The 26204-nt window shown below is 50.0% G+C and carries 25 protein-coding genes; 13 read left to right on the forward strand and 12 right to left on the reverse strand.

What is annotated here, in order from left to right:
• Nucleotides 1–140: 140 nt before the first annotated feature.
• Nucleotides 141–2609 carry a RelA/SpoT family protein gene (locus EL628_RS00645; protein WP_126577882.1) on the forward strand — a complete coding sequence of 823 codons (2469 nt, stop codon included), beginning with the start codon at nt 141–143 and terminating at the stop codon, nt 2607–2609.
• A 117-nt stretch (nt 2610–2726) separates the two neighbouring features.
• Nucleotides 2727–4094 carry a transposase gene (locus tag EL628_RS00650; protein WP_126577883.1) on the forward strand — a complete coding sequence of 456 codons (1368 nt, stop codon included), beginning with the start codon at nt 2727–2729 and terminating at the stop codon, nt 4092–4094.
• A 46-nt stretch (nt 4095–4140) separates the two neighbouring features.
• Here EL628_RS00650 and EL628_RS00655 read toward each other — a convergent pair whose 3' ends face one another.
• The 3 genes from EL628_RS00655 to EL628_RS00665 all read right to left on the reverse strand — a co-directional run bounded on the left by EL628_RS00655 (nt 4141) and on the right by EL628_RS00665 (nt 6846).
• A complete protein-coding gene (locus tag EL628_RS00655; RefSeq protein WP_126577884.1) occupies nt 4141–5373 on the reverse strand; it encodes a sigma-70 family RNA polymerase sigma factor in 1233 nt (410 codons plus the stop codon).
• Between the two features lie 325 nt (nt 5374–5698).
• A complete protein-coding gene (locus EL628_RS00660; protein ID WP_126577885.1) occupies nt 5699–6430 on the reverse strand; it encodes a DedA family protein in 732 nt (243 codons plus the stop codon).
• Complete coding sequence (locus EL628_RS00665; protein ID WP_126577886.1) at nt 6427–6846, reverse strand: hypothetical protein; 420 nt, start codon at nt 6844–6846, stop codon at nt 6427–6429. Before EL628_RS00665 ends, EL628_RS00660 begins: the two co-directional genes overlap by 4 nt.
• A 173-nt stretch (nt 6847–7019) precedes the next feature.
• On the opposite strand from EL628_RS00665, the gene dut reads away from it, so the two are divergent.
• The 3 genes from dut (at nt 7020) to EL628_RS00680 (ending at nt 8260) form a co-directional block, all read left to right on the forward strand.
• The gene (gene dut / locus EL628_RS00670) at nt 7020–7469 is read left to right on the forward strand and encodes a dUTP diphosphatase (RefSeq protein ID WP_126577887.1); all 450 of its coding nucleotides are present in this window, start codon (nt 7020–7022) and stop codon (nt 7467–7469) included.
• A 5-nt stretch (nt 7470–7474) separates the two neighbouring features.
• A complete protein-coding gene (locus tag EL628_RS00675; RefSeq protein WP_218028853.1) occupies nt 7475–7825 on the forward strand; it encodes a J domain-containing protein in 351 nt (116 codons plus the stop codon).
• 150 nt (nt 7826–7975) lie between these two features.
• The gene (locus EL628_RS00680) at nt 7976–8260 is read left to right on the forward strand and encodes a hypothetical protein (RefSeq protein ID WP_126577888.1); all 285 of its coding nucleotides are present in this window, start codon (nt 7976–7978) and stop codon (nt 8258–8260) included.
• A 216-nt stretch (nt 8261–8476) separates the two neighbouring features.
• Here the strand turns inward: EL628_RS00680 and EL628_RS00685 are convergent, their stop codons facing one another.
• The 3 genes from EL628_RS00685 to EL628_RS00695 form a co-directional block, all read right to left on the reverse strand.
• Nucleotides 8477–10018 carry a glycosyltransferase family protein gene (locus tag EL628_RS00685; protein WP_161975178.1) on the reverse strand — a complete coding sequence of 514 codons (1542 nt, stop codon included), beginning with the start codon at nt 10016–10018 and terminating at the stop codon, nt 8477–8479.
• A 331-nt stretch (nt 10019–10349) separates the two neighbouring features.
• A complete protein-coding gene (locus EL628_RS00690; protein WP_126577890.1) occupies nt 10350–12182 on the reverse strand; it encodes an AAA family ATPase in 1833 nt (610 codons plus the stop codon).
• A 76-nt stretch (nt 12183–12258) separates the two neighbouring features.
• A complete protein-coding gene (locus EL628_RS00695; protein WP_126577891.1) occupies nt 12259–12879 on the reverse strand; it encodes a hypothetical protein in 621 nt (206 codons plus the stop codon).
• A gap of 548 nt (nt 12880–13427) precedes the next feature.
• On the opposite strand from EL628_RS00695, the gene EL628_RS00700 reads away from it, so the two are divergent.
• The 3 genes from EL628_RS00700 (at nt 13428) to EL628_RS00710 (ending at nt 15876) form a co-directional block, all read left to right on the forward strand.
• A complete protein-coding gene (locus tag EL628_RS00700) occupies nt 13428–14624 on the forward strand; it encodes a hypothetical protein (RefSeq protein WP_126577892.1) in 1197 nt (398 codons plus the stop codon).
• A complete protein-coding gene (rsmD, locus tag EL628_RS00705) occupies nt 14605–15288 on the forward strand; it encodes a 16S rRNA (guanine(966)-N(2))-methyltransferase RsmD (RefSeq protein ID WP_126577893.1) in 684 nt (227 codons plus the stop codon). The genes EL628_RS00700 and rsmD overlap by 20 nt, the downstream gene beginning before the upstream one ends.
• Before the next feature lie 105 nt (nt 15289–15393).
• Nucleotides 15394–15876 carry a helix-turn-helix domain-containing protein gene (locus tag EL628_RS00710; protein WP_126577894.1) on the forward strand — a complete coding sequence of 161 codons (483 nt, stop codon included), beginning with the start codon at nt 15394–15396 and terminating at the stop codon, nt 15874–15876.
• A gap of 51 nt (nt 15877–15927) precedes the next feature.
• On the opposite strand, the gene EL628_RS00715 is transcribed toward EL628_RS00710, so the two are convergent.
• Both EL628_RS00715 and EL628_RS00720 read right to left on the reverse strand, forming a co-directional pair.
• Nucleotides 15928–16272, reverse strand: a complete 345-nt coding sequence (locus EL628_RS00715) for a DUF1622 domain-containing protein (protein ID WP_126577895.1) — start codon at nt 16270–16272, stop codon at nt 15928–15930.
• Nucleotides 16259–16687 carry a DUF1622 domain-containing protein gene (locus tag EL628_RS00720; protein ID WP_245994202.1) on the reverse strand — a complete coding sequence of 143 codons (429 nt, stop codon included), beginning with the start codon at nt 16685–16687 and terminating at the stop codon, nt 16259–16261. Before EL628_RS00720 ends, EL628_RS00715 begins: the two co-directional genes overlap by 14 nt.
• A 342-nt stretch (nt 16688–17029) precedes the next feature.
• Between EL628_RS00720 and EL628_RS00725 the strand changes: the two genes are divergently transcribed.
• Nucleotides 17030–17689 (forward strand): hypothetical protein, encoded by a 660-nt coding sequence (locus EL628_RS00725; protein ID WP_126577897.1) that lies wholly within the window; start codon nt 17030–17032, stop codon nt 17687–17689.
• Between the two features lie 363 nt (nt 17690–18052).
• Nucleotides 18053–18373 (forward strand): DUF4177 domain-containing protein, encoded by a 321-nt coding sequence (locus EL628_RS00730; RefSeq protein WP_126577898.1) that lies wholly within the window; start codon nt 18053–18055, stop codon nt 18371–18373.
• Between the two features lie 114 nt (nt 18374–18487).
• On the opposite strand, the gene EL628_RS00735 is transcribed toward EL628_RS00730, so the two are convergent.
• A complete protein-coding gene (locus tag EL628_RS00735; protein WP_126577899.1) occupies nt 18488–19747 on the reverse strand; it encodes a DUF4388 domain-containing protein in 1260 nt (419 codons plus the stop codon).
• A 709-nt stretch (nt 19748–20456) separates the two neighbouring features.
• Here EL628_RS00735 and EL628_RS00740 point away from each other — a divergent pair.
• Genes EL628_RS00740 through EL628_RS00750 form a run of 3 tightly spaced genes read left to right on the forward strand, consistent with a single transcriptional unit; the run spans nt 20457 to nt 22732 of the window.
• On the forward strand, nt 20457–21170 hold the full coding sequence (locus EL628_RS00740; RefSeq protein WP_126577900.1) for an SDR family NAD(P)-dependent oxidoreductase: 714 nt from the start codon (nt 20457–20459) through the stop codon (nt 21168–21170).
• Between the two features lie 39 nt (nt 21171–21209).
• On the forward strand, nt 21210–21617 hold the full coding sequence (locus EL628_RS00745; RefSeq protein WP_126577901.1) for a 6-carboxytetrahydropterin synthase: 408 nt from the start codon (nt 21210–21212) through the stop codon (nt 21615–21617).
• Nucleotides 21618–21637: 20 nt separating this feature from the next.
• The gene (locus tag EL628_RS00750) at nt 21638–22732 is read left to right on the forward strand and encodes a glycosyltransferase family 4 protein (protein ID WP_126577902.1); all 1095 of its coding nucleotides are present in this window, start codon (nt 21638–21640) and stop codon (nt 22730–22732) included.
• Between the two features lie 159 nt (nt 22733–22891).
• Here EL628_RS00750 and EL628_RS00755 read toward each other — a convergent pair whose 3' ends face one another.
• The 3 genes from EL628_RS00755 to EL628_RS00765 are packed head-to-tail and all read right to left on the reverse strand — an operon-like array spanning nt 22892 to nt 26124.
• The gene (locus EL628_RS00755) at nt 22892–23779 is read right to left on the reverse strand and encodes a carbohydrate ABC transporter permease (RefSeq protein ID WP_126577903.1); all 888 of its coding nucleotides are present in this window, start codon (nt 23777–23779) and stop codon (nt 22892–22894) included.
• A gap of 18 nt (nt 23780–23797) precedes the next feature.
• Nucleotides 23798–24712: a carbohydrate ABC transporter permease gene (locus EL628_RS00760; protein WP_126577904.1), complete on the reverse strand. Its 915-nt coding sequence runs from the start codon at nt 24710–24712 to the stop codon at nt 23798–23800.
• 50 nt (nt 24713–24762) lie between these two features.
• Nucleotides 24763–26124 (reverse strand): ABC transporter substrate-binding protein, encoded by a 1362-nt coding sequence (locus EL628_RS00765; protein ID WP_126577905.1) that lies wholly within the window; start codon nt 26122–26124, stop codon nt 24763–24765.
• Between the last annotated feature and the right edge of the window lie 80 nt (nt 26125–26204).

The raw sequence follows: 26204 nt of genomic DNA on the forward strand, positions 1-26204 counted from the left end.
TCAAAACAGGGAGTGATGGCGTGGGGAGAGGAGGACATGGCTATTGTTCAAGTATAGGCGTTTGATAGAGTGGATATTTGTGTAGATAGACACAGAGAGTGGCTCCTATTCAGGATATCCAGAATATGCATAGATGAGTCATGATAAATAGGTCTGTAGAACAACAGTATGTAGAGCATGCTTGCCCAGATGTAATGAACCAGGTGCTAGAGCTGGTGCGCCCTTATATGGTGCCCGGTGAGATCGAGCAAGTGGTCAAAGCATGCCATCTGGCGCTAGAGACCTGTGAAGGGGTCCCTGGAACGGCCAATCGGCCTATTCCACCCCTGGAACATGCTCTGGCGGTAACAACTATTCTGGCCCAGATGATGCATGTTGATGCCGTTGGGATTACAGCCGCTCTCGTGTTTGAAGCGGTCGATGCAGAGCTCTTACTGATTGAACAGGTGGAGCATGTCTTAGGTGCTCCTACCGCCCGCATTGTCGGTAGCATGCTGCGCTTAAATATTCTCGAGCGCAAAAAGCAGAATGTGGCAACTGGTGCGATGCTCTCTATCCAGAGCCCCTCACCCACAACTACCAAAAAAATTCATGATGAACATTCTCTTGCTCCCGTTCCTCTTGAGAGCAAAAAACCTCGTGTTCGTGAGGCCCTCAGACGCCAACAGGCTGAAGCCGTCCGCAAGATGTTTGTGGCAATGGCCGATGATCCTCGTGTGGTTCTGCTCAAACTTGCCTATCGCCTGCATGCTATGCGCCGCCTCTGCGTTGAGCCCCAACCTGCTCCTTCACCAGAGGTTCTAACGATGGCCGAGGAGACTCAGGAGATTTATGCTCCTCTCGCAGGCCGTCTGGGCATGTCTCGCGTTGAAAGCGAGCTCCAGGATCTCTCGTTCCAGGTGATGGAGCCCGATAAATATAGCTGGGTCCGCAATATCGTCGAGATGGAGAGCAAACAGTGGCGGTCGTATGTTGACCGTGTCTGCGAGATTCTTCGCCAGGAGATGGCAACTATCGGCGTAAAGGCTGAGGTCTCTGGCCGCGTTAAACACGCCTATAGCTTCTATAAGAAGATTATGCGGAGCGCTGGCGATCTGGAAGATTTTGAGGCGGTGAAAAAGGCTGCCGATATCAGTCAGATTCACGATCTGATTGCCTTCCGCATTCTGGTCGATACGACGACGGACTGCTATGTCACGCTGGGCCATATCCACGCTCTCTGGCGACCCAAGGATGGCCGCATTAAAGACTTTATCGCCAATCCCAAGCCAAATGGCTATAGTGCTTTACATACAACTGTCTTCTGCATGGATGATCAACTGGTAGAGATCCAGATTCGCACCCATGAGATGCACGAGATGGCTGAGTATGGCGTCGCGATGCACTGGCATTACAAGGATGTCGGGGATCAAGCCTCGGCCTCTGCTAAAGAGCTGCTTACCTGGCTGCGCCAATTGGCCGAATGGCAGCAGGAATTGCGCACCTCTAATACCAGTGATACCGATTTTGTTGAAGCCATCAAGGATGATATCTTTCAAGAACAGATCTTTGTCTTTACACCCAAAGGCGAGGTCAAAGATCTGCCGGTCGGTTCAACGCCTTTAGATTTTGCTTACCGTGTCCATTCCGAGGTCGGCGATAAATGTGCTGGTGCTCGCATTATCTCTGAGTCTGAACATGGTGAAGGCGATCGACTGGTCACACGTATGGTCCCGCTGGATTATGAGCTGAAGAGTGGTGAGGTGGTGGATATTGTTACCAGCCGCAATGCTCACCCAACCCGCGATTGGCTCAATTTTGCTCGTACTGCGGCTGCACGCAATAAGATTCGCCGCTATCTCAAGATTCATGAGCGACCGATCAATATCCAGATTGGTCGTGATCGACTGGATCGCGAGCTCAAATCGATTACCGAGCGCACGCAAGAGGTAATTAGTGAGGATCTTCAGAACTGGCTGTGTGAGAAACTAAACTTTGCTAGCTATGAGGATATCCTGGCGGCTATTGGCTCTGATGATCTGCGACCACGCCTGGTAGTCGTCAAGCTTGTCGAATACTGGGAGAAACGAGACAATAAAGAAGAGGTTGTTGAGGCCAATGAGCCTTTAGTGCTCTCTCCTTCTGCAGCAAAGCCTGCTACTGCGCAGATGATGGTGGCCGGGGTAAGTGGTCTGTTAACCCGCTTAGCAAACTGCTGCTGCCCGTTGCCCGAGGATCCGATTGTTGGCTTTGTCAGTCGTGGCAAAGGCGTCATTGTCCATCGAGCCGACTGCCGCAATCTGACCAACTACCGCGAACGTGCACAGGAGCGTTTGATTAATGTTAGCTGGCAAGGAATGAGCCAGCCGCGCTACTCAGCCCCTGTGATCATTACGGCTCGCGATCGCAACGGCATGATGAGGGATCTCGCTTCGGTTATCTCTGATGCGGGCGCAAATCTGATGTCTGTCAATTTCCGCTCAGATGGCAATGGCGAGACGGTGCTGGTGAATGCCACAATTGAGGTTGAGAATCTGACCCAATTGCAATGGCTGTTCACACGTCTGGCACGAATCAAGGATGTTCTCCATGTAGAGCGCGATCTAGGAAAACAGAAAAACACGTTGTAGGCATGCTCCACAAACATAAGTCATCCCGAATTTTGAACGGATGAGCATGCAAAGGAAAACCCTTCTCAGATACACTGGATGTAGAAACAAACACCAGTTACTAGAAGGGTTTTTCACATGCATTCTCAGTATTCCACAAATGAGCCCGAAACGCAAACGTCGTCCCAAATGGCAGAGCAGATCCAGAACCACTTAGCCCTTTTTTTAGCGCCCTTTCTCGTCATATTGAATCAGCATCTTGACAAGCGTTTCGTCCAAACCTGCGCTCAACTGGTAGAAGTGATTATCACCTTCCGTGATCGTTGTCATGCCTTACTTCTCAGTGAGTTAGGTGCCTATCTTGATTCTCCTGCTCACGCTCCTGCAGGGACAAAACGCATAAGTAACTTGTTACGTTCTCCCAAATGGGATTCATCCCTTCTTGAACGCTTTTTTTGGGACCGCGCCACGCTGTTTGTGAATCAGGTGAAGGAAAAAGATGAAGATGTTCTTGGTATCTGGGATGAAAGTGTGTTGGAAAAAGCAGAAAGTATCGCCCTTGAAGGATTATGTCCTGTCCGTTCGAGTAAATCGAGACGGCTCAATCGCATCAAGAAAGGATACTACCGCCCTCCTTCTGCTCCAACGTTTGTCCCAGGAATGCATTGGATTGCGATCTTGCTTTGTGGGCGGCAAGGTCCTCCTTTGTTAGCTCATATGCGGTGGTGGACCTCACGCGGGAAATATGCAAGCAACGCACGACAAGAAGAACTTTGGTTGCTTCAACGGTGTATGCATCTCTGGGGAGCAAACGTGCTTCATATCTTTGATCGTGGCTATGCTGGTGGTCTTTGGGTGACAGAGTGTTTAGAACTCCATCTTCGTTTTATCTTGCGTTGGACGAAAGATTATCAGCTCTTTGAGCACGGTCATCTGAAGAAAAAAGCGTGGATGATTGCACGAGGAAAAAAATCCTGGTCACAACGACACGTGTGGGATGCGCGAACAAACTGCTGGTTTCAAGCGGGAGTGGTCGCTCTTCCTGTGCAGCATCCTGAAGCTCATCACCCATTGTGGCTTGTTGTCTCGCGCCCAGGCAAGGGCCGCCCACCCTGGTACTTGCTGACCAATGAAGAGATTACGACGGAAGAGGATGCATGGCGAGTTGTTTTTGCCTATGCTCGACGGTGGCAAATTGAAATGGCATGGAGGTACAACAAAAGCGAGTTCGGTTTTGAATGCCCCCGGCTGTGGAGTTGGGAAAATCGGGTGAAGCTTCTTTTGATAGCGACACTTGCGTATGCCTTTTTATTGACTCTTCTGGATGATAAATACACGTGTTGGCGAGAATGGCTTCTCACCACATGGTGTCATCGGACAGGCAAAAAGTGCCGTGAAGCCACGGCACCCTTATATCGTTTACGAACGGCACTCAGCCGTTTATGGTTAGCCTTCCCGCCTCCTTTGATGGGCTTGTTACAAACTCATCTTGAAAATTCGGGATGACTTATGTTTGTCTTGTCTTCTGTTCGCAGCGATGGGCAGGGCGGGTTTAGCCGCGCAGACGTTCAAGCACAGGTGGTTGACGTAACTTTGCCAGTGCACCGGCTTCAATCTGTCGAACACGTTCGCGTGTAATCCCCAGTTCACGACCGACCTGCTCTAAGGGATGAGCCTGGCCATTGCCAAGCCCAAAACGAAGTTGCAGGACAAGCTGTTCACGAGGAGTAAGCACCGACTCTAACACGCGCTGTACCTCATCCTTCAAAGTCTGGGTGGTTGCCAGCTCTTCAGGGGAGGCTGATTCTGTGTCGGCCAGGACATCGCCTAATTCCTGTTCTTCATCCTCGCCAACTGGAAGCTCAAGCGAGACAGGAGCGCCAGGAGCCGATTGAAGCTCAACCATGCGAATGGGGTCCAGGCCAGTAGCTTCAGCCAATTCCTGCTCCGTAGGTTCGCGCCCAAGCTCCTGCAAGAGACGCTGACGCTCACGGCGAATGCGATTTAAGGCAGTATTCACATAAACGGGGAGACGGATCGTGCGACCTTTATCGGCAACGGCGCGGCTGATGGCCTGACGAATCCACCAGGTCGCATGAGTAGAGAAGCGATGACCACGCCGCCAGTCATAGCGTTGAACGGCGCGAATCAAGCCAATATTACCCTCTTGGATCAGATCCAGCAAAGTTAACCCACGACCAACATAGCGCTTGGCAATGCTTACGACGAGGCGCAGATTCGCAAGAATAAACTGCTTCATCGCATCACGATCGCCCGCCTCAATGCCTTTCGCCAGTTCGATCTCGCGCTCATGGGTAATCATGGGCACGCGTCCAATCTCACGAAGGTATGTCATCACCGCATCGGACTCTCCTGCGTCAGCAGCATTAACGGAGTTTTCGTCCTGGTCCTCCGAGCGGCGGCGGCGCATGGGTGCTGTACGGCGAGCAGCATGATCAACCTCATTAGAGATCGTGGGGAGGGTAAGAATGGAATCCACTTCTAGGTCGGCAGGATGAGGTGTATCTTCATGAACCTCAGTAATATCTTCGATCTCAAGCGGACCTGTCTCCAGGTCGAGAGGACCCGTCTCAAGCGAGTTAAGATCCTCGTCTAGCTCAGGTTCGTCTTCACTATCGCCTGCCTTGTTATCATCATCAGATGTATAATCAAGATCTTTTGCAAGAAGCTGCTCAACGATGTCGAACTGTTTCGCAAGATCTGGTGTTTCAGTTTTATGTAACGTAAGCGTTGTTCCCGTCATGGCACGCTTGCTGTCTATCATTGTGCGCCCTCCATGAAAAGTAGTATATCCTAAGCAGCAAGATATAAGTTGTCAGTCCGGTCCTACACTCAGGGAAAGCGAGCCTTCGACGGACCTTTCTGTCCGAGCGCCGAGAGTGGAAGGAATTCAGTGCTGTGGTCTTTAAAAATGTTCTTATGAAAGAGAACATTGGCACAGCAGAATTTATTCCTGATCCAACCTACTTCAATTATAACGCAAGTCCCCCTTTCATTCTAGCCCCTACGCCGTTTTTTTGGCGCAGTTTCTATGGGAAACCGGTAACCTGGGTGTAATCTATCTCTTACTTTATACGTTTGGACCGCAGTTAAAGTGGCAAAGAATCTAACCTTTTTTGTAACATCTCGGTTGGTGCCTCTTTTTTGCCTTTTAGCCTTGTGAGATTCCGACTTTCTCGTTGTCTTCCTGCCTCGGTTGCCCTACGTCTTCTGGCCCCTATCACTAATTTGTATAGCTGAAATGCCAGATAAAAAGTAATCGATGTGAGCAACGCAAATCCGGATATTGTTGTCAGGAGATCACCAATCGCCTCCCAACTCTCTCCAAATACAAAACCAAGCGATAATGGCAGCAGCGCACTAATACATTCTCCACACGTATCGTAAATAAGGAAACGGCGATAGGGATAACTTTCAGCGCCTGCTAATAGATTGATGGAACCGCCTAAAGCGGGTACGAGAAAGCGACTTAAAAAGACCGCAATTCCCCCACTCCGTTGAAAATAGTCTTGCGAGCGTCGAATCACTTGTGGTGAGAAGAGACCAAAACGCTTCTTCTCTCCTAACCAATTCAAAACCACACGACCAAAACGATACCCCAGAAGATACCCAACACTATCTCCTGCGATTAATGCACTAAGCGCGATGACAATGAGCAGTGGAAAGTTAAAATCTCCAAGCGCGGAAAAAGCGCCTGCTGCAAGCAGAACCAGACTTATCGGCAATGGTAGTCCAATGGCTGCCACAAATATTGTCATCCAGAGGGCCGGATAGCCATAGAGTTGCAGCCAGTTTAAGAGCCACGGAAGGAGGATATTCACAGGCTTTTCCCCTTCTGCTCTGGAATCCCCGCTGGCCGAACCTGACCTGGAGGGGTTGGCAAAGGGTGGAGTTTTCGATAGTTTGTGATCGTGGCCTGAAGCGTTGCAATGACCGCACTTACCGGACGATGCTTCTCATTAGCGATGATTGCAAGTGTCTTATGGTGGATTTGATGATCATTGGGAACTTGCAGCGATTGGCAGAGGGTCGTAGCAGGAACATTATACACATACGATACATAGGGAATAGTCATCCACGAGCGCACAAGATGCACATCTTGATGCTTCACCTGAAACTGCTGTTGATGCACATTCTGTACGGCCCCCAGCGTTGCACGAGCCTCCAGGATAGTCCCCCCTATAGCTAATACAAATAAAAGACTGACCAGAAAATATTTTATGGATATGTTTTGCATTTTCCCCCATCCTACTCCTGCATCTTATCGACAATCTCTGCCTTTGACAAGAGCCCTCATGTACATGCATGTGAAAGGCTGGCCAGCAGGATGGTCAGTCTAAAAATTGAATGGATCTGGTAGTGACCTTTCTGGTAGTGACTTGCAGTTGGGTATAGTGTAAAATACAGCTCATGGAAACCTCTACACAAACTTTAAACGTACGTATTAAACGCATCGATACAGAGCTCCCTCTGCCAACCTATGCAACGGCTGGCTCAGTTGGCTTTGATCTACTCTGCCGTGTGGAAACAGAGGTCGCTCCTCATCAGCTTGCTCTGTTACCCGCTAACCTGATAGTGGCGACTCCGCCAGGGTATATGCTGATGCTGACGATGCGCAGTAGCACAGCACGACGCAAGGGCCTGCTCATGCCTAATGGAGTTGGCATTATTGATCAGGATTACTGCGGCGAAGGCGATGAGCTGATGATCTCGGTCTATAATTTTCGGGACGAAGCCGTTACGGTTCTCCGTGGCGAACGGGTTGCTCAAGGGATCTTTGTGCCCATTGCACAGGTCAACTGGCAAGAGATCGAACAGGTTGGGCAGGGCCGTGGAGGCTTCGGCAGTACAGGTGTATAAGGTGTATGACTATGCCGCTACCAGACTACTATGCGATTCTTGATGTCTCGCCCAACGCAACGTTAGAGCAGATCCGCCAGTCCTATCGCCGATTGGCCCGCATCTATCATCCCGATGTCAACCGCCACGCAGAAGAGGGCTCGATTAAACAACTTAATGAGGCATACGATATTTTAAGCAATATGGCGAAACGCAATGCCTATGATCTACAACGCCTTGAAGAGATTCGACGTGGCCTGCTCATCGATCTCTTGCTCCGCCAACGAGAGCAGATGCGTCAGCCAAAACGTATGACCTGGGTGCAGGGGATGACTGGCTTTGTCTCCGAACTCAAAAAAGAGATGCGAAGCGAATAGCTCTCCCGTCAGCAAAAAAAACAGAAGCCATTCTCTTCTTTCAGTCGTGCATATACTGTACATTTGAATTCTTTAGCCAGGCCTGAATGTCTTTGAATGTCTTTGAATATATGTGGCTCTAACTGGCTGTAAAACAGAGGAGAATGAGTGATGTCAAATTTCAATCCGAATGGATTCACCAATGAGGCACTGCAAGGCGTACGCCACGAGGTGGAGAATCAGATGGGACAGGCAATCGATCATTATGCCAGCCATGTTCCTGGTGGCACACAATTTACTCCCGAGGCCAAGCGTGCCCTGGCAGGGGTCCTGGATGGTCTCCAGGGTCAACTTGAACAACAGGCCGCTAGTCACTTTGGGGGCAATGCTGGTAGCTCTAACTCACATGGGAATAGTATCAGCGGCAGCCAGGGCGATCAGGGGAGCCTCTTATAACTTATAAGACACAAAGATGGAGACCTCAACAGGGCCTGCGCCCTACTGAGGTCTCCATCTTTGTGTCAACTATTTCTGGTCCTCTTCACGTTTCGTCTGCAGAAAGGAGAGGATGAGCGAACCAACCAGAACACCCACAAGGACAATCTCCATCGTGCTAAATGTTCTCTTCTTCTTTTCCATTATACGTTTCCTTTCAATGATTGGACTCTCTTCTTACGCTATTTTAGTCCATAGCATACGACCATTGCCATAGTCTTTTGTCAGTTGAAAATGTTCGTCAACCCACTTCACAAAACCTTCTTCGGTACTGAGACGCCCGGTATAGAAGAGGACCATTCGCACCTGTGGCTGTTCGGCTTCATGGATCAGTTGCTCGTTGCTCACATACCCAGTCTGGATGCGTACAAGGGAGGTATCAACCAGAGCAGCAGGCGTACTCTGATCGGCCAATCCTGCAATAAATTGAGCATCCGTAATAATAAGCTGACCAGGTTGAAGCAAGCCACGGAGATCCTCTGCTATCTTCAAGTCTTTTGCTGTCTTTTGCGAATGGGCCTGCGCCGCTTCCTGGTGATAGTAGGTCTGTATGGCTAAAAGATTATAGATGGTCATGAGAAGAAGCAGACAGAGGCTGATAATAGCTAAGAGCTTCCTTTGATGGTTGCTCGATCCTTCACGCCAGAATGGGCTGGGAAGGCTAAAGATGGCCAGGCTAATCATTGATGGTAGAAGCGCTACCATATGATGGGGAAAGAGTGGGGCCTGCTGCCAGAGCATTGCCAGGGTGGCAATAAACCAGCCTAGCAGAGGAAGGATCTGCCAGTCCCGTTTCAAGAAAGCAACGCCACATGAGAAAATGGCCACAAAGGTAAGAGGCGTCCAGAGAAACTGTTTGATCGTAGTCAGGTTCTTACTCTGGCTTCCTGTAAAGAGTTGGCGAGCATCGGTATGAAATGTAATCACGCTACGCCAGAGAGTGGGGAATGAATCTCGAAACGGCCAGAGGATGACGATGCAGGTGAAAAGACAGAGGCAACTGGCAATGAGAAGCGTCAGCCCCAACTGTTTCAGGGTTGGTGAATGCGTCTGTGCACTTCTCCAAAGCTGCATAAGGGCAATCATAACAATCGGAACAACGGCTGAAACGGCGAGAAGTTTGCAGAGGATGCCCAGTACAAGCGTAAATAATGCCAGGCTGGCTACCACGATACCTCTTTTTCCATGTGGATGGTTCCACCAGAGATAAGCAGATCCAACGGACAGAAAGGAAAAGGCAACTGAGGGGGCCTCTGCCTGAAGTGTCTGTGATTCGACTAGATAGAGGGGAGCAAGAGCACAAAGCAGAAGAGCAAAGAGGGCTCCGGGCCAGTTACGTACAGCCTTGCCCAGGAGAAAAGCTCCCCCCAGACCCAGAAGAGAGATCAGAGCAATCCCCTCACGTGCAGCGATAAGGTTCTGCCCCAACCACTGATAAAATGGGAAGATGGTAAGCAGGAAGAAGGGCGGCTGCGAATAAAAGATCTGTTGATAAAGAACATGGCCAGACCCCATCGCGCGTAGCGATTGCCAGTAGACGCCCTCATCATAGGAATCTCGATCAAAAGGTAGCTCCAAAAGATGCCATCGAAGCCAGATCCCTACCATCAGGATGATAAGTGTACTCAGAATAACAAATAGAATCAGGGGGCTCCGAAACAAGCGGAATGCAGTTACTGGTACGTGAATTTTCTTCGGTGATGCAGTCTCTGTCACCATACAATGCATTTCTTTCTGCTTTTAAGGCATGAAACCCTTTTTCACCAGGGAGATTTGTGACAACCCAGTTCCTGGCAGTTTGGCAATTGCTCTATACTTTCCTCACAGTAGCAGATCTGTAAGAAATGATCAAGCACTCGAATGCTATCTGGCAGGGTGTTCCTCTTCTTCACCCTGCTTCATCATGCAAGGCCCCTCTTCGCACGCCAGGGTGTTATCTGGTGTGCGAAGAGGGGCCTATATGATTAGGAAGGCTACGCGGCTCTTGCCTCCTTCATTCCACAAACGCTATTGCGACGATCGCGACACATCTTGAACATTGTGGAACTTATTATGATTGCTCAAAGCTGGTAACCGTGTGGCTGAGCAAGTTCCGTCCAGCGCAGCCATTAGTGGCCGAATCCAGAAGTGGCTGAAAATCGTTAAAGACTGCCTGGGCTGCTGTCCGGGCATCAGCATTGTCAATCAAAGATTTAATCTCTTCGGCAACCAGCTCATCATGTTCAATAAGCGCTTCTGCAACGGCCATCAGAGCCTCGCTGTGATTTAAAAACAGCTGTTTGACAGCACGCATCTGCGATTGGAGAAGCTCTTCAACACGCTCCATCAATTGGGACTGACCCTGGATCGCTCCAGTTCCCCCGGCGATTGGATCAGCAAATGCGAGGTATGAAGTAAGCGTACCATCCATGCCGTAAGCGCCAATATAGAGGCTGGCCAGACGCGTGGCACTGGCAAAATCACTGGTTACACCATTCAATTGAGTGTTGAGGAACAGCTCCTCTGCTGCACGCGAGGCCAGTGACACCTGAACACGAGCCAGAACATCTTCACGCGTATTGGTAATAATCGTCTCCGTCTGTCTCCAGGCTGCAAAGGCGGCAGCACCCTCTAGATCACCATGCATGTGTAAAGTAACAAAGGCTGGAAAGTAGCGATCCATCAGGTAGTAGCAGGCCACAGCATGCCCGGCCTCATGATACGCCAGGCGTCGGCGCTCAACAGAAGTCAGTTCACTCAATTGCCTCAGACCAAACTCATGCACGTCCTGTGCCTCAACCAGATCCTTATAGGTAATCTTATCGCGACCGGCAAAGTGCGCAATAATCACCGCCTCATTGACAACATGTTTAATGGCGACAGGCGTATAATTAACCAGGCGAGCTGAGACGGTAGCGATAGAGATACCTGGTTCATGCTGAACTTTATTGAGGTAATACTCAATGACTTCAGGTCGATATTTATCGGTTGGAGGGGCTACGTTGATCTTCCGATCAAAACGACCGGGACGGAGAAGAGCTCGATCCAACGATTCGGGGACGTTAGTAGCTCCAATCGTCAACACAGGCTGGCTCTGTGCTCGGCCATGGCTAAGTCCCAGAGTACGAAGAATCTTTTTAAACCAGTTCGTCTCGATACTGGGAGGGTCCATCTCCATCAAGAGCTGATTGAGCCCACCTCCTCCGCCACCCATCATCCCTCCCATCATGCCCATACCCATGCCCATGCCATTATTACGTGCCCCGCCGATAGCATCAATCTCATCCAGGAACAGGACACAGCCACCATACTCCCGAGCAAAACGCCGGGCCTTCGCATACAGACGAATAATGATCAGTACATTCATGCCCATAAACATGCTCTGAAGGCTCGCTGCGCTCACATACCCAAATGGTACACCGGCTTCAGTGCTCATACACTGAGCCAGATAGCTCTTGCCAGTACCCGGGTCACCCGTTAAAAGCAGACCTCTTACGGGCTGACCGCCAATAGCTTGAAAAGCCTTGACACCACCGATCAGTGTCACGATACGGCGAGCTGCCTCTAGAACTTCCGGATTTCCTTTATAGTCAGCAAATGTAACGCCCGTCTCGCCCGGTAGCACCCAATAGGAGCGCGGACGGCCCAGAAACCAGAAGAGGGCTACAAACTGAATAATCACGAAGAAGATGGCAAAGATAATCTGGAACGCATAGGCCAGCACTGTACCAGGATTGACGCCTGGAATCCGAATCACTGATGAGAAGAAGAGCGCGACAAGAATAATCAGAAACAGCCAGAGCCACGACCGTTTGAGGAAGCGTCCAAACTGATCCATCCCCAGGTCAATCGATCGATCCAATTCGCTCCGCTGTGCGTTGCCCGAAGCCTTTTTATGCGACATAAGAGCCTACCCTTCTGCTTGCAATAACCAGACCAGCATTATCAGGTGGATGATAGGTGAGGTATATACTTAGCCATTAGCGCTGATCAACCAGACTTACGCTGAGAAGCATCTCTTGACCATTCAATGTAGCCGTTATAAAATGCCAGATCACCATGCCTTTGGTGTCGCCTCCAGGCCCGCTGGCAGCCATATCAACCTGTACAAAACTATCAACAGTGGTGTCAGCCTGCTGGCGCGTCCCAATTACGGTAATATCTTTCCAGATCAGATGGGTCCGAGCCTGACTATAGGTCGTAACCAGTTGATTGACATCAGGTGGCTGCGCTACATCGCGATCCAACATTTGGAGGTGAGCTGCGTCGCCGTCACGTAGAGCATAGAGCCAGTTCTGAATCTTTCCCGAAGTATTGCCAGTGAACTTATAAGGATCGCGACCAATCCCGAACGGCATTGAGCCAGTAGCAAGATAGGAAGTGACTCCGATGCTAAGGAGCAGAAGGAGCAGCAGTGCAAAGGCGAGTAGTTTGTGGGTGCGGATACCCGTGATCAGATAGTACAGAAGCTTAATAGGCCAGCGTAATACACTCTTCAAGGCCTGTGCTAGAGGCCGCTCACCAGGACGGAGGCGGGGCGGCGATGGAGGAAGTTGTTCCTCTGGCGGAAGCGACGGCTGAGTGGATGCAGGACTGATCATTCTTCTCTCGCCTCAACTTTCTGGATTGGCTAGATACTTGTTTTCACCCTTACCATACCCGATAAACAATATTTTGACAAGATACACTTTTTCATTAGTTGTGCTTATCAAAATAGACATTCATGAACAGAGCTCATCATCCGGCGTGAACACACCTTTTTCGGAAGAGGGAATCTTACATGTAGCGTAAAGCTTTCACATAAAACCTTCCTTAGAAAGTCTTTCTATAGAGCATCATCGTCATAAAGTCTTTCTATAGAGCATCATCGTCAGAACAGTGATGGTCAAAAGCCATTGCCATTTTGTGCTCCGAAGAGACATTCATCAAAGAGCCTCACCTCGCGGCATAAACACTCCTTTTTCAGCAGAGGCTGCTTGTAAACATACGCTGGCCATGGATGCCAGCAAGAAGAGATCAGCGCCATACGAACAGATGGTCCATAAATGATGAACCTGTAGCACATTTTTGATATAATGAGGTATGCAGGCCATGAGAAGGGCCATAACAGGTAGCAGAAATACGCACGAAGGAAGCAGGTGAGATCGAGATGAATAATCCGGATGAGCTTGGGCAGCATATCTGGTTGCGTTATGCCACCCAATATACCAAAGACGGGCGGCAACACACCCTTGAGATGGGAATTCCTGTTCCTCTGGGAGCAGACAATGAGACGCGCGAAGCCCTGATTCGCGAGGCCGAGGCGGGCATGCAACAACTGATCAATCATGTGGAACAACGTTTACCACAGATGGTCCAACGTCCACAGGGAACGGTCCCCACTCCTGTGCAGGCAACAAAGACCGCACCACAGCAGCGGGTCAATCCAATTAGTAACAAGCCAGCCTCGGTCTCTGCACCTCAAACAACGACACAGGTTGTCTCGACACAGGATGGTCTTGCAGCGGCTGGAAGTGCTACTACTGCCCCACAGACGCGCCAGAGCGGTGGAGTAGGGATGCCGCTGGCCTTTAGCCCAACGAATACGAATAGTGGTAATATGCTCTTGCCTGAATTTATTCAATATATTAAAGAGAACCTTGACTTAAATCCAAAGCAGGCCATGGATATTTTAAAGGTGAAGACCTTATCAGGTATCAATTTACGAGAAGCAGTGGAGCATCTCAAACGTACGGTTGGCACTACAGGTGAGAGCATTGAGAGAGATGAACTGGCAGATAGCAGGGATAATGGGCCAACCGCTCCTAATCGCTCCGTCTCATACACTATTCCACCTGCCAAAACAGAGACAAAGATTACAAGGATCGTAACGGGATCCAATGATCGAGATAAAAATGATGAGGCCGTCCATGAGCATAGCTCAGACTATGCCATCCCAACTTCGATTCCAACGCCAACACCAAATCCTACCCGTGGCTTTGATGAAGAAGTTGAGCCCGATGATCAACTCGATGATCTGATTGATTTAGAGCCCGATCCCGAGTTTACCCCTCAGGAATTGGAGCGGGCCAATAATAAGATCAGCTATCTGCGCGAGTTGCAAGGAAATACGAACGCCAGCGAAAATCGCTTAAAAGCGCTCGGTAACGTCGTTACCTCTCAGATTACGCTGGATCAGCTTCAGACGCTGGTGCGGGGCATTTGGAATGTAACAACGATGAAAAAGTTAAAGATTGATCAGGTTGAGGCGTTGATCTCATGGGGCAAAGAAGATGATTTCTTAAGTGAGGTGGAAGCCGTCTTAGCTGTACTGGAGGAAGAAAATTATGCGCGTGGTAACAGGTGAGGCGAAAGGGAAGAAGCTCAAATCGCCTAAGACGGTTGGCACCCGACCAATTATGGATCGCGTTAAGACCGCTCTCTTTGATATTCTTGCACCCGAAATTCAAGGTACGTATTTTCTCGATCTCTTTGCTGGAACTGGTGGAGTAGGAATCGAGGCCCTCAGCCGTGGCGCACAACGCGCAACGTTTATTGAGATGAGTCCACCAATTGTAAAACTGGTGCGAGAGAATCTACAGATCACTGCGATGACGGCAAAGGCCGAGGTCATTCATGGCGATTCTTTTAAGTTCCTCCAGGCGTATCAGTTAAAACCTGCCTCTCAAGCAGTTTCACGCGATCGCAAACCTGTTGGCGGTGGTCTGCAACGAGGCTACAATATTCTGTATATCGCTCCGCCCCAATATGAGGAGATGGCGGCCAAAGCGCTCCAAATGACGGATTCCTCCTCTCTGATGGCTGAGGATGCCCTTGTTATTATACAGATCCATCCGAAAGAACGACCCGGAGTAGCCGCTATCGCCCCGCTGCATCTTGATCTGATCGATGAACGTCGTTATGGCAGCACTCTGTTGATGTTCTATCGACGACGCTCTACTCTGCATGAGGTCACGGCTTCTACCACATCTACAGATGCGACTGATGCCATACAGGCTACGGCGGAATAAAGCTGAGAACTGGCTCTGTTGTTGTGAGAAAGTACAGGTTAGAGGGAGCACCCTACCAACAGGTGGCCTGCTCCTACCGGACTAGAAAAGAAAACGAGAAAGATTATGTTGAATAATCCTGGTAGCGGACGTTTCGCGTTTGTGGATGCTGGAGATGCCGCCCGTCGCCTGGGCGTTGATCGGATTACGCTGGATAATTGGGTAAAAGAAGGCCGCATCAAGGCCCGCCGTGGCGTTGGCCGCGAATCCTTTTTTAAAGCCAGCGATGTCGAGGCTCTCTATAATGAGCTCAATCCCACCAGCGAGCTTGCCGCAGCTGTCGCAATGGATGAACAAGAGAGTGCCTCTGGCGTGGTTACCACCGAACCCACACGCAAGAAGCAAGATCCGCAGATGCGCGTCTATCTTCGCCTGCAAGCAGATGCCAAATGGTTCGATATCTCTGACGAGGATATCCGCTTCTGGTATCAGCAGTTAGCCCCCGATGGTTATGAACGCAATAAACGCAATGTGGAACATACCATCAAAAAGCTACAATATATTGTCAGCCTCATTGAAGATGGTCAGCAGCGAGCACAGAATTCCTAGGAAGAGTAGCCAGCAGTATCTTTAAACAGTGCAAGCATTACTCTACAAGCATTACTCTAAAGGAGCGTCTGGAGGTTGGGGAATGATCTGGTTCGCCAGTTCTGCGCGCTCCCATACAAATACACGTTTGAGGATGATACGCAGAGCTGCAATAGCCACAAACATCAGGATCTGCTGCCACGTTCTCAGTTCAATTGTCTTTAACAGGCTCCCTGCTACTTTAAAGCTGAGCGAATTGATCACACCATCGATAACCAGCAGTCGAGCCTGATGAATATCCAATCGTCGAATCAGAGCAATGAGCGCTGCCACGATATACCCAATAATCACCAGTGCGCCAACAAATTCGATAATTTCCGCCCAGAACAGGTAGTTAAAAAGGTTAGTGAAGAACATTTCCAGGTACATTCTTCATTTCGCTCTCCCGCTGCTTAAATTGATGGAGAGGTGAGGGTGTCTCTGGCCTGAACTGAATTTGCGCGGCCCGATCGATCTCCTTCTGCAAAAAGTAGTTCAAAAATGTTCGGATGGTCGCAATTGCGGCCAGTTGTCCAATCTCCGCCCAGGTCGGGGCAATGGCGGTCCGTAATATATCCGCGCCCAGCTCAAATTCGAGCGCCAGAGCCAGCCATCGCCCCAACTGCAAACGAATGTATTCCGTCTGCCGTTCCTGCATCGAGCCAGCTCGCCTCTTAGGAATAAGAAACAGGATAAGCGCGTTGACCGCGGCTTGTAATGCTCCCAGAGCAATGATAAGACCCGCAACACCCTCCACACCTGAAGCCAGAAAGCCTGTCCACGCTTTAAGCACAGTTTCCAACGCTGCTCCCTCCAGAATTGCTGAGCCCGAAAAATAACAATCAAGCTGGCTCTTCATGAAATATGGCAGAGCTATGCACTCCGACGACACATACTACCTTAAACGTAAGAAGCTTCAACTTTGGAGAACCAGATCCTGTGCTCAATACGCTTCTCTCAGGAGTAAAAAGATCTGTGCCAGCAATGGATGTGCTCTAAAAAAGAGGCACAGGCATGCTATAATAGAACACAACGATATGGTTATTGGCATATGTGGGATTGTGGATCTATCGTCTAACCAACCAACCTTTAAAGACATATTTGCATGTGCGAAGCAGCACAGTGGAGGGACTTCATGGCAAATAGTGCATCTGTGCAAAATATCCGCGGAACGAAGCGCATTAAACTGCTGCTCGCTTTTCTGATCGGACTTCCAACCACCCTTATGTTCCCTTTTATTGGTCTGACCACTCCTTTCTGGTGGTGGCCTGAGATCCCTTTTGTGGTGCTCTGGATAGCTCTGTGGGTAAGTATTTTTCGCGATCCACGCGTCGAGAGCGGCGAGATCACGAATAAACGCGTAATCAATGCTCTCATTACAACGGCCCTGCTCATCATTGTCTTTTTTGTCTGTGAAATTGTCTTACTCCGCATGAATTTTCTTCTCATCACCATTGGGGAGCTGCTTGTACCTGTCATGGTAGGCATGGTAGCAGCTTTTGCAGTGGGCGCGGAACGCACAAAAGGGCATGCAGTCCTCGTTGGTATTATCGCCTGGCTTGGGGCCACAATTATTAACATGCTGGCAACCTATATCGATGCCCTCTATGTAACAAAAATGCCAGAGTTCGCAGCCAAATCGGGAAATTACATTGGAGGCATTCTTGCCCTCACCTTGATGGCGCACCTTACAGCTCTGGCAGTTGCTGGTTTTAGCGGTGAGCTGGGCTGGCGGCTCCGAAGAAATCTCTTAGGCGAGCCTGTCAAAATCGAGGCTGATACAAAAAGAAGATAACCAGACTGCCCGCCAGTTGCGAGGACCTGTCCATTTCTACAGGTTCTCTCCAGGCTATTTTAGCCGTTCAGAAAACTGGTCAAACTAGCGGCGCACTCAGGCTTTGCTAGCGGCTATACTACCACTGTGCAGAGGAACTACCAGAAGCAGGATCAACGAATCGAACTGACGTTGTTTGTGGAACCCAACGTTCAGGCTTTTCGTTCGGAACAGAAGCGGCCCCGCCTTGGAGGGCTGCGCTCCGTGAGGAACTTCGTCATCGGATATGGCAAAGGTGATTATCCTTCTGGTAGTGGACTCAATTGGACGCTTGCAAAGATCAGATTTGAAACAGAGCGTATACGCTAGAAAGGGGTGACGAAGATGGGACAATGGGCCTATAAGGTTGTGTATATCGATTATCGTGGCCGCATCTCATGTGAGGGTGTGGAGACATTAATTGGAGAAGAGCGACGCAGCACATTTGCGCGCCGCTACCTCAATGAACTGGGGCGCGAGAGTTGGGAATTAGTCAGTATTCAACCATTGACATCAAATTCGGCCTACTATATCCTCAAACGGCCAGCGCAAGAGGGTGATTATGCTGAGCCCGCTCCGTCCACGGCCAGTGAGCAGACTCCTGCCACACCTACAACTCCAGAAGCGGTTGCTCCCGAGAGCAGTCCACAGATTGAGACCGCCTAGGCCTGGCAACAAAATACACAAAGGCAGAGTCGAGATGCTTCTTCTAAGAGAAGGTATCTCGGCTCTGCCTTTGTGTATATGTGTATAAAGGAGTCAAAGCGCAAAGCAGTTCAGTTAACTGCGCTGGAGAGCAAATTGCTCAAACATCGCCTCCCAGACTTCCTGATTCTCCATCCGTTCGCGCGGATTGGCAACGCGAGCATTAATCATATCAAAGATACAACAGAGCAGGCGTTGCAAGACCATCGAGGCTTCATCATAGAAGCCCGCAGCCTCTTTGATATTGCCATTGAGGATCTCATGGCAGAGTAAGCTAAAATTAGCAACATCGATCTGGTTCTGGTGTACCTGGAACTGATAACTCCCCATATGCCAGAGTCCTTCGTTCTGCATCAATGCATTCAGCGTGTTGGGGTCCAGTTCAATGCCATTAGCTCGACAGGTCTCAGCCAGGGCGTCCATGGTCCAGTTAATAAACTCAACCAGTGCAGGGAGCTGTTCGGTTGGATTGCGCCGATTATCCCATTCCTGCTCCATCCGGCTAATCAGGTCAAGAAGTGCAAAGTTTTCCAGACGTAGCTTCTCGGCTGGATCTGGAAGGCGCATCTTGCGACCATTCGTGTAGGGGAGATTCTCCTGGAAGATGGGCATCACAAACTTCTGCTGAACCAGTTGGGAGAGGTCGCGAGCAACGTCTAACTCGGGTCGGCGCAGGGCAGTAGCGATACGGCGTACCTTGCGATAGAGATTAATATGCGTGAAGAGTTCTAGTGTCCGTAGATCGAAGTTCATTGTATAGGCGATCGCTGGTGAAAGCTGAACAATCGTCTGGACGCCCTGTGGAAGAAATTTTGTGATCTCTTGTAGTTCATCAGAGTAGCGGATCATCTCCATTGTAGCGCGTACAACCTCGATATCGAGGGCCGCCTCGCCGTAAGGCAGGAGCTTTTGCAGGTTGGGGCTGGCAATAAAATCATAGCTGCCGTCTTGCCAGAGCGAGAGCTCACGAGCCGTCCAGATGGCCTTGGTGCGCAGGGCTTCATGAAGTTGAGACTCTGTAATCGCCCGCATCATCACCAGTCGCTCGCCAATGCGTTTGCCCAGGGGGTCCTGGAGTTGTTGCGCAAAAGCCTGTTCAATCTGATTGTGGGTGGTCATGTTTAACTGTTGCAGCACATCACCAAGCGTTAATGCACTGGGGTCAACTTCAGAGCAATTGGCAAGCTTCCCCTCACTGAAATAGAGGATGCCCATCCGGCCATTGCTTTGCTTAAGATGGATTGCGCCCGTCATGCTGCCCATCTCAACAATCTGTAATATCTCTACCAGACCAAAATCTTTTAGATAACCAGACAGAACAGTGTCTGTGTTCATGCGCCCCCCATGTGCCTTGCTGAGCCAAGCGGTCGAATCACTGATGGCGTTCACCTCGCCATCGTTTCCGCTTCGTACAGGTAAAAAGAGTACCTGTGTTGCATTATATATCACTGCCCTGTTCTCTTCAACAGATACTCTTTAGCCACAGGGCTTTGCACAATGGTGCGTCTGGAGATGGCTGGCTGACTTTTTCATGCCCCAACTCCAACGAGATAGCGAGAAATGAACATTTCCCCTCCGCAAAATTGCATTCGTTATAGAGGGGCTCACATCGTGGAATGGGACGTTTCGGCAGGAGACAAGCAACCTTCCCTACTTGCCATGTTATATTTCGCTCTATTTCACATATAAAATAATGTAAAGTAGGGAAAGTCGCTTGTCTCTTTCCTCTCTTCCCACTTTGAGATGTGAGCCCCTCCATCGCTCAATGGGCAACGGAAAACGGGAACAGAAGCGATGGAGGGGCTCACCTCGTGAAATGGGACGTTTCGGCAGGAGACAAGCAACCTGCCCTACTTACATTGGTATATGATGCTCTATTTCAGATAGAAAACATCATCATTTTGGGCGTCTCTTTTTCCATCTCCGCCATGGTCACCCCTCCATAGCTCAATTGGAAATAATGTTATGGAGGGGCAAGAAGGTCTTCTCGCTATCAATTCTTAACCTTTTTCACTCTCCCGAATCATGATGTATAATTCAGAGTATGAGTATAAAAAATCGTGTCGCCATTATTACTGGCGCGGGACGGGGTGTGGGCCGCTCCACTGCCCTGCTGTTTGCTCAGCAGGGGGCCCAGGTCGTGCTCTTCAGTCGGACAGGCTCCGCTCTTACAGAAGTGGCCGCCGAGATTACTGCCGCAGGCGGGAGCGCTCTGTCGATTGCAGGCGACGTTGCGCGAGAAGAGGATGTCTTAAAGCTCTTCGAACAGGTCAAAGAACAGTATGGACGAGTCGATATTCTCGTCAATTGTGCAGGGATCGTGGCCATTCGTCCATTTCTAGAGATGGAGACAGAGCTCTGGGATCAGGTTATCGCTACCAATCTACGTGGCACCTTCCTCTGTTGTCGCGAAGCCTTCCGCATCATGAGCGTGCAACAGCAGGGCGTGATTATCAATCTTTCCTCACTTTCGGGGGTAAAAGGCGTAGAGAAGTTCCCCGGATTGAGCGCATATAACGTCTCAAAATCAGGCGTCGCTGGATTAACGGAGATCTTAGCGGTCGAGGGGAAGCCGTACAATATTCGTGTCAGTGCGGTCAGCCCGGGTGCGATTGCGACCGAGATGCTACGTCAGGCCGCTCCCCATCTAAAAGCCGGGATGACTCCAGATGAGCTCGCAGAGATTCTGCTCTTCCTGGCCGATGATACCGGAAAAATGTTCAGCGGCAGCAATATTGAGCTGTTTACAAATGCCTAGTCTGCCATTTGCCTTGATGAGGAAGGAGACCACTTCTCTATGGTTTACCTGACCCGCCGTGTGACTTTTAGTGCTGCCCATCGTCTCTGGAGCCATGCTTTGAGCGATGAGGAGAATCAGGTGGTCTATGATAAATGCGCCAATCCCAATGGCCATGGACATAACTATATCCTTGAAGTCACTGTCCGCGGCACACCCGATCCCCAGACCGGGATGGTGATGAATCTAACGGATATGAAAAAGATTATGAATGAACAGGTGGTTGATTGGGTGGATCATAAGCATCTGAATTATGATGTGCCCTGGCTCGAAGGGGTCATCCCCACCGCTGAGATGCTGGCAATGAAGTTCTGGGAACGGCTCGAGCGCGACTTTCCCGCTGGCCTGCTTTATGAAGTGGTCCTGCACGAGACCGAGAACAATCGCGCCTCCTATCGGGGCGAATAAGACAAGGGAGATCGATAAAGATGCGCATTGCGTTAGTTGCGCCACTAGTAACTTCTATTGCTCAACCCTTTATAGGAGGCTCGCAAGCTCTAGTGGCCGAACTTGCGCAAGGGCTACAACAACGAGGCCATGCGGTAACGCTCTTTGCTCGTACTGGCTCTTCAGTGCCTGGTATAACCATTGAACAACTGGCCGTCCCTGATCAGGTACGACCAGCTATCTTTTCAGATCCAGGTGCAGAGCAGCCCGCGAACAGTGGCTTCTTTGCCCAGGCCAATATCTTTTTAGATCTTTTTCTTAATTTGCAGCAGCGCCAGACGGAGTTCGATCTGATCCATGCTCATGCCTTTGACTGGCCCGCCTTTGTTACCAGTGCCCTTGTTCGACCCATACCTGTAATTCATACCATTCATCTTCCCGCAGTCTCTCCAGAGATTAATGAAGCTCTACGTGTCCTTCACCAGCGCAATCATCCTCTTAAGCTCATCACTGTCTCTCATTCATGCGCTCAGACCTATGCAAGCTATACTCCGTTTGATCGCGTGATCTACAATGGCCTCAAAATTGAGCAGATTCCCTTTGCAGAGCACGTTTCAGAAAGTGCTCCTTTGCTCTTCGCAGGCCGTATCACGCCCGAGAAAGGGGTCGAAGAGGCTATAGAGATTGCTGAACAGGCTGGCGTGCCTTTGCTGATCGCAGGTGGTATCTATGATCAGCATTATTATGAGCAGCGTATCCTACCACGCATCCATCAGGCTGGCGATCATGTGCGCTATCTGGGACAGCTCGATCATGAGACGCTCTGGCAACTGATGGGCGAGGTGCGTGGGCTCCTCTTCCCTATCGCCTGGGACGAGCCCTTTGGCCTGACACCGGTCGAGGCGATGGCCGCTGGCACACCTGTAATTGCCTTTCAACGTGGAGCCGCCGCCGAGGTCATTCGCGATGGTGAGACTGGCTTTCTTATTCAACCGGGCAACTGTCGGCAAGCTGCGGAGCATGTTCCGGCTCTCTCTCATCTCTCACGAAAAGCCTGTCGCAGCCATGTTGAACGCTCATTCTCTTTTGCTCAGATGCTTGATGAGTATGAAGAGGTCTATGCAGAGCTGTTGTAGAGGGACTCATCCTTAAGGAACACCAAAAATAAGTTAGTACTTTTCCCCAAATATCTTGACTTATCCACATATGCTGTGGATAACTGTGCGCATATGTGGATAAACCATTCTTCATAACACTTCTGATTGCAAAAATTCATCTTTTCAATTTTTTCGCTCTTACCCCTTGACTGCTCCTGCCGTCAGGCCGGACACAATTCTACGCTGACAGATTAAGACCAGAATGACCAGTGGGATAGTCACAATAATTGCAGCCGCCGCCAGTTGTCCATAGGCTACAACATGTTCGGAATTAAAACGGGTAATTCCGACTGTAACCGGTTGAGCTCGCTCATTACTGGTAAGGTTTAAGCCAAACAAAAAATCATTCCAGACGGCAATAAACGAGAGAATAGCCGCCGCAAAAACGCCCGGAGCTGTCAGTGGCACAATCACCAGCCAGAGCACCTGCAAACGGGTGGCACCATCAACACGCGCCGATTCTTCTAGATCTGATGGCAGGTCGCGAAAAAAGGCCGTGAGGAACCAGACTGTCAATGGTAAGGTTAGCACCAGATCGGGAATAATAAGCGCCACATAGGTATTGTAAAGATAGATTGGCCCTGTAAAAAGTACAAATAGGGGCCCAATCATTGCAATAAATGGAAACATGTTGACCGACAAAACTGTAGATAATACGGTGGATTTGCCCAGAAAATCTAATCGAGCAAGCGCATAGGCACAGAGGATACCAAAGATGAGCGCTAAAATGGTTGTGATGCTTGCAATAATCGCGCTATTGCGCAGGGTAGGGAGAAAAAATGATGAGCTGAAAACCTGCACATAGTTGCTCAGATCAAACGAATGCGGAAATAATGTTGGAGGAGAAGCGGTAAGCTCGGTTCCATTTTTAATTGAAGTGATAAAAGTCCAGTAGAGCGGTCCCAGGGCCAGGATGACGACGAGCATGACTGCAAGCAAACGAACCCATGAAAAGCCTTGCTCCCCTGCTGGAGTACGGCGTACCCTCTCTGGAGCATGCCGATTAATGATGGTCTGAGTTGACATACCATATTCCTCTCCTGGCTACCGATTGGCTCGCCGTAATAGCACAACAAAAAAGAGACTGATAGCCAGGCCATAGAGAAACACCATGACAGCCGCAGCAACCCCGGGCGCAAAATCAAAGGCCGTTCCAGCAAACATTTTAAAGTTGGCATAAGACGCCATCGAAGGAACGGCTCGCTGCCCAAAGACATAGAAAAGATCAAAGACACGAATTGAATCTAATGAACGGAATAACAGCGCGATAAGCAATGGTGCCCACAATAGAGGCAGGGTAATAGTTGTAAAACGTTGCCAGCGTGTGGTGCCATCAACATTTGCAGCCTCATACAGTTCATCAGGTATCACCTGCAGGCCTGCCAGAAGGAGTAGTGTCATAAAAGGGGTTGTCTTCCAGACATCGGTAATCACGGCAGCAGTGAGCACTCCAGCGGGGGTGCCAAGGAGGGTATTGCCAGGTGGCAAAAGATGGAGCGATTGGAGGAGGTATGTAATGACTCCCGTCTGATCGTTATACATCAACAGCCAGATCTGAGCCGAGACCACCGTTGGAAAAGCCCAGGGGATGAGAATAGCCGCCCGCACGAGGCCCCGCCCTGGAAAGGCATGGTTAATTAACAGTGCAATACTTAGCCCGAAGAGCGTCTCCGCTGCAACACTCAAGATGGTAAAGAGAAGTGTCATCTGCATTGAGCCAATAAAGATTGGGTCGCTTAGGACGTCGCTATAATTGCGCAATCCCACAAAATGTGGAGCGCTTAAGAGAGGATTATCGAGCAGACTGAGCCGCAACGAATCCAGCATCGGATAGACGGCGATAAGGAGAATGAGCAAGATGGTTGGCAACACAAAAAGATACGGCAACCAGTGCCCCTTGAAGGATACTCTCCACCAGGCCGCTCGCTTTTCTCGTGGTCGTGTCGCAATCAGATCCATAACCAATCCCTCCAGAGATCCAGATCTCCCACTCTATTCATGATCAAGCCTTACGCAGGATAGGAGTTGCTAAACTTTTTCAAGGCCTCTTCTAGATCTCTCAGGGCCTCATCAGGACTCTTTTCACGCCTGAGCGCTTGATAGACCTGGCGTTGAATGGCATCGGAGACATCTGTATAACGCGGAGAGACAGGACGCGGCTCTGCGGTCTCAAGGATCGGTTTGAGTTGACCAAAGAGCGGAGCGCGATTTAACACATCATGATCATCGTACAGACTCTTGAGCGTTGTGGTCTGTGAAGCCTCAATCATCGCTTTTTTCTGGGCTGGTGGTTGTAAAAGATACTTAATAAATTCCCAGGCTGGTTCAGCATGTGGAGAAAAGGCATTGATCGAGAGATTCCATCCTCCCAATGATGAATGCCCGGTTGAATTGCTCCCTCCATGTGGCATGCCAGTAATAGCGAACTTGCCTTTGATCTGCGATTGATTGGGATCATTGGAGAGGAGGTAGGCATAGGGCCAGTTGCGCATAAAAACGGCATCGCCATTCTGCCAGACCAGACGAGCCGGATCCTCCATATAGGTAGTGACCGCCTCTGGCGAGATTGTCCCAACCCAACTCACCATTCTCTCCAGCGCCTGACGCCCTTCGGGGCTATTCACCCGCACCTGGGTAGGATCGTTAGGATCCAGTACCCGCCCCCCATACCCATAAAGCACCTCCACAAAATTGCAGACCAATCCCTCATACTGAGCTCCCTGCCAGACATACCCATATTTTGCATGAGACTGCTGCTGCTGAGCGGTACTGGTGAGCTGATCCCAGGTGGCCGGGGGAGTAGAGACGAGATCTGTTCGATAATAGATCAGGCCAACGTCAGTTCGAAATGGGGCCGCCCAGATCTGTCCCTTATAGGTACAGCCTTTCAGTGGTCCAGCCAGATACTTCTCTCGTTCGCTTACAGGCCACTGACTATCTGAAATAGGTCTGATCCACTGGCTGGCTGCAAACTGGGCCGGATAAACGATATCAATGGATAGAATATCGATACTGGCATCCTTTGCTCGCAGCATATTTGTATACTTGCTCAAGAGATCATTGGTATTCGAGGGGCCTTGATTCCAGGTAACATGTATCCCTTTCTGATGCCCAATTGTCTCGTTAAAGGTCTGGACCAGTTGACGATAGGTTGGAGTTGAATCCTGCTCGCTCTGCCAGACAAGATTGGTAGCGGCTCCATTACCAGTCGGACTATTTGCCGAGCCTCCACATGCCTCCAGCAGCGATACGGCGGCAGTACTGGTGAGGCCAAGCGTAGCCATGCGCTCAAGAAAGCGCCGCCGGCTCATTCGTCCTGCACGCATCCAGGTTATACTCTCATCTAAGGCCTCACGCTGCTCAGGCACCATTGCTCACGCTCCTTTCAACACCTCAACTTCAACACCTCAACTTTGATGAACCTGCCCCTTACTACAAAAGACGTTTGCCT

The organism is Tengunoibacter tsumagoiensis (assembly GCF_003967535.1).
Taxonomy (GTDB): domain Bacteria; phylum Chloroflexota; class Ktedonobacteria; order Ktedonobacterales; family Ktedonobacteraceae; genus Tengunoibacter; species Tengunoibacter tsumagoiensis.

What these genes read in the sequence shown, in the direction of transcription:
- EL628_RS00655 (WP_126577884.1), bottom strand. Translation starts at nt 5,373, where the DNA reads ATGATAGACAGCAAGCGTGCCATGACGGGAACAACGCTTACGTTACAT.
- EL628_RS00695 (WP_126577891.1), bottom strand. Translation starts at nt 12,879, where the DNA reads ATGATCAGTCCTGCATCCACTCAGCCGTCGCTTCCGCCAGAGGAACAA.
- EL628_RS00700 (WP_126577892.1), top strand. Translation starts at nt 13,428, where the DNA reads ATGAATAATCCGGATGAGCTTGGGCAGCATATCTGGTTGCGTTATGCC.
- dut (WP_126577887.1), top strand. Translation starts at nt 7,020, where the DNA reads ATGGAAACCTCTACACAAACTTTAAACGTACGTATTAAACGCATCGAT.
- EL628_RS00715 (WP_126577895.1), bottom strand. Translation starts at nt 16,272, where the DNA reads ATGTTCTTCACTAACCTTTTTAACTACCTGTTCTGGGCGGAAATTATC.
- EL628_RS00760 (WP_126577904.1), bottom strand. Translation starts at nt 24,712, where the DNA reads ATGGATCTGATTGCGACACGACCACGAGAAAAGCGAGCGGCCTGGTGG.
- EL628_RS00645 (WP_126577882.1), top strand. Translation starts at nt 141, where the DNA reads ATGATAAATAGGTCTGTAGAACAACAGTATGTAGAGCATGCTTGCCCA.
- EL628_RS00665 (WP_126577886.1), bottom strand. Translation starts at nt 6,846, where the DNA reads ATGCAAAACATATCCATAAAATATTTTCTGGTCAGTCTTTTATTTGTA.
- EL628_RS00755 (WP_126577903.1), bottom strand. Translation starts at nt 23,779, where the DNA reads ATGTCAACTCAGACCATCATTAATCGGCATGCTCCAGAGAGGGTACGC.
- EL628_RS00685 (WP_161975178.1), bottom strand. Translation starts at nt 10,018, where the DNA reads ATGGTGACAGAGACTGCATCACCGAAGAAAATTCACGTACCAGTAACT.
- EL628_RS00765 (WP_126577905.1), bottom strand. Translation starts at nt 26,124, where the DNA reads ATGGTGCCTGAGCAGCGTGAGGCCTTAGATGAGAGTATAACCTGGATG.
- EL628_RS00675 (WP_218028853.1), top strand. Translation starts at nt 7,475, where the DNA reads ATGACTATGCCGCTACCAGACTACTATGCGATTCTTGATGTCTCGCCC.
- EL628_RS00710 (WP_126577894.1), top strand. Translation starts at nt 15,394, where the DNA reads ATGTTGAATAATCCTGGTAGCGGACGTTTCGCGTTTGTGGATGCTGGA.
- EL628_RS00650 (WP_126577883.1), top strand. Translation starts at nt 2,727, where the DNA reads ATGCATTCTCAGTATTCCACAAATGAGCCCGAAACGCAAACGTCGTCC.
- EL628_RS00735 (WP_126577899.1), bottom strand. Translation starts at nt 19,747, where the DNA reads ATGAACACAGACACTGTTCTGTCTGGTTATCTAAAAGATTTTGGTCTG.
- EL628_RS00740 (WP_126577900.1), top strand. Translation starts at nt 20,457, where the DNA reads ATGAGTATAAAAAATCGTGTCGCCATTATTACTGGCGCGGGACGGGGT.
- EL628_RS00745 (WP_126577901.1), top strand. Translation starts at nt 21,210, where the DNA reads ATGGTTTACCTGACCCGCCGTGTGACTTTTAGTGCTGCCCATCGTCTC.
- EL628_RS00730 (WP_126577898.1), top strand. Translation starts at nt 18,053, where the DNA reads ATGGGACAATGGGCCTATAAGGTTGTGTATATCGATTATCGTGGCCGC.
- EL628_RS00750 (WP_126577902.1), top strand. Translation starts at nt 21,638, where the DNA reads ATGCGCATTGCGTTAGTTGCGCCACTAGTAACTTCTATTGCTCAACCC.
- EL628_RS00680 (WP_126577888.1), top strand. Translation starts at nt 7,976, where the DNA reads ATGTCAAATTTCAATCCGAATGGATTCACCAATGAGGCACTGCAAGGC.
- rsmD (WP_126577893.1), top strand. Translation starts at nt 14,605, where the DNA reads ATGCGCGTGGTAACAGGTGAGGCGAAAGGGAAGAAGCTCAAATCGCCT.
- EL628_RS00725 (WP_126577897.1), top strand. Translation starts at nt 17,030, where the DNA reads ATGGCAAATAGTGCATCTGTGCAAAATATCCGCGGAACGAAGCGCATT.
- EL628_RS00690 (WP_126577890.1), bottom strand. Translation starts at nt 12,182, where the DNA reads ATGTCGCATAAAAAGGCTTCGGGCAACGCACAGCGGAGCGAATTGGAT.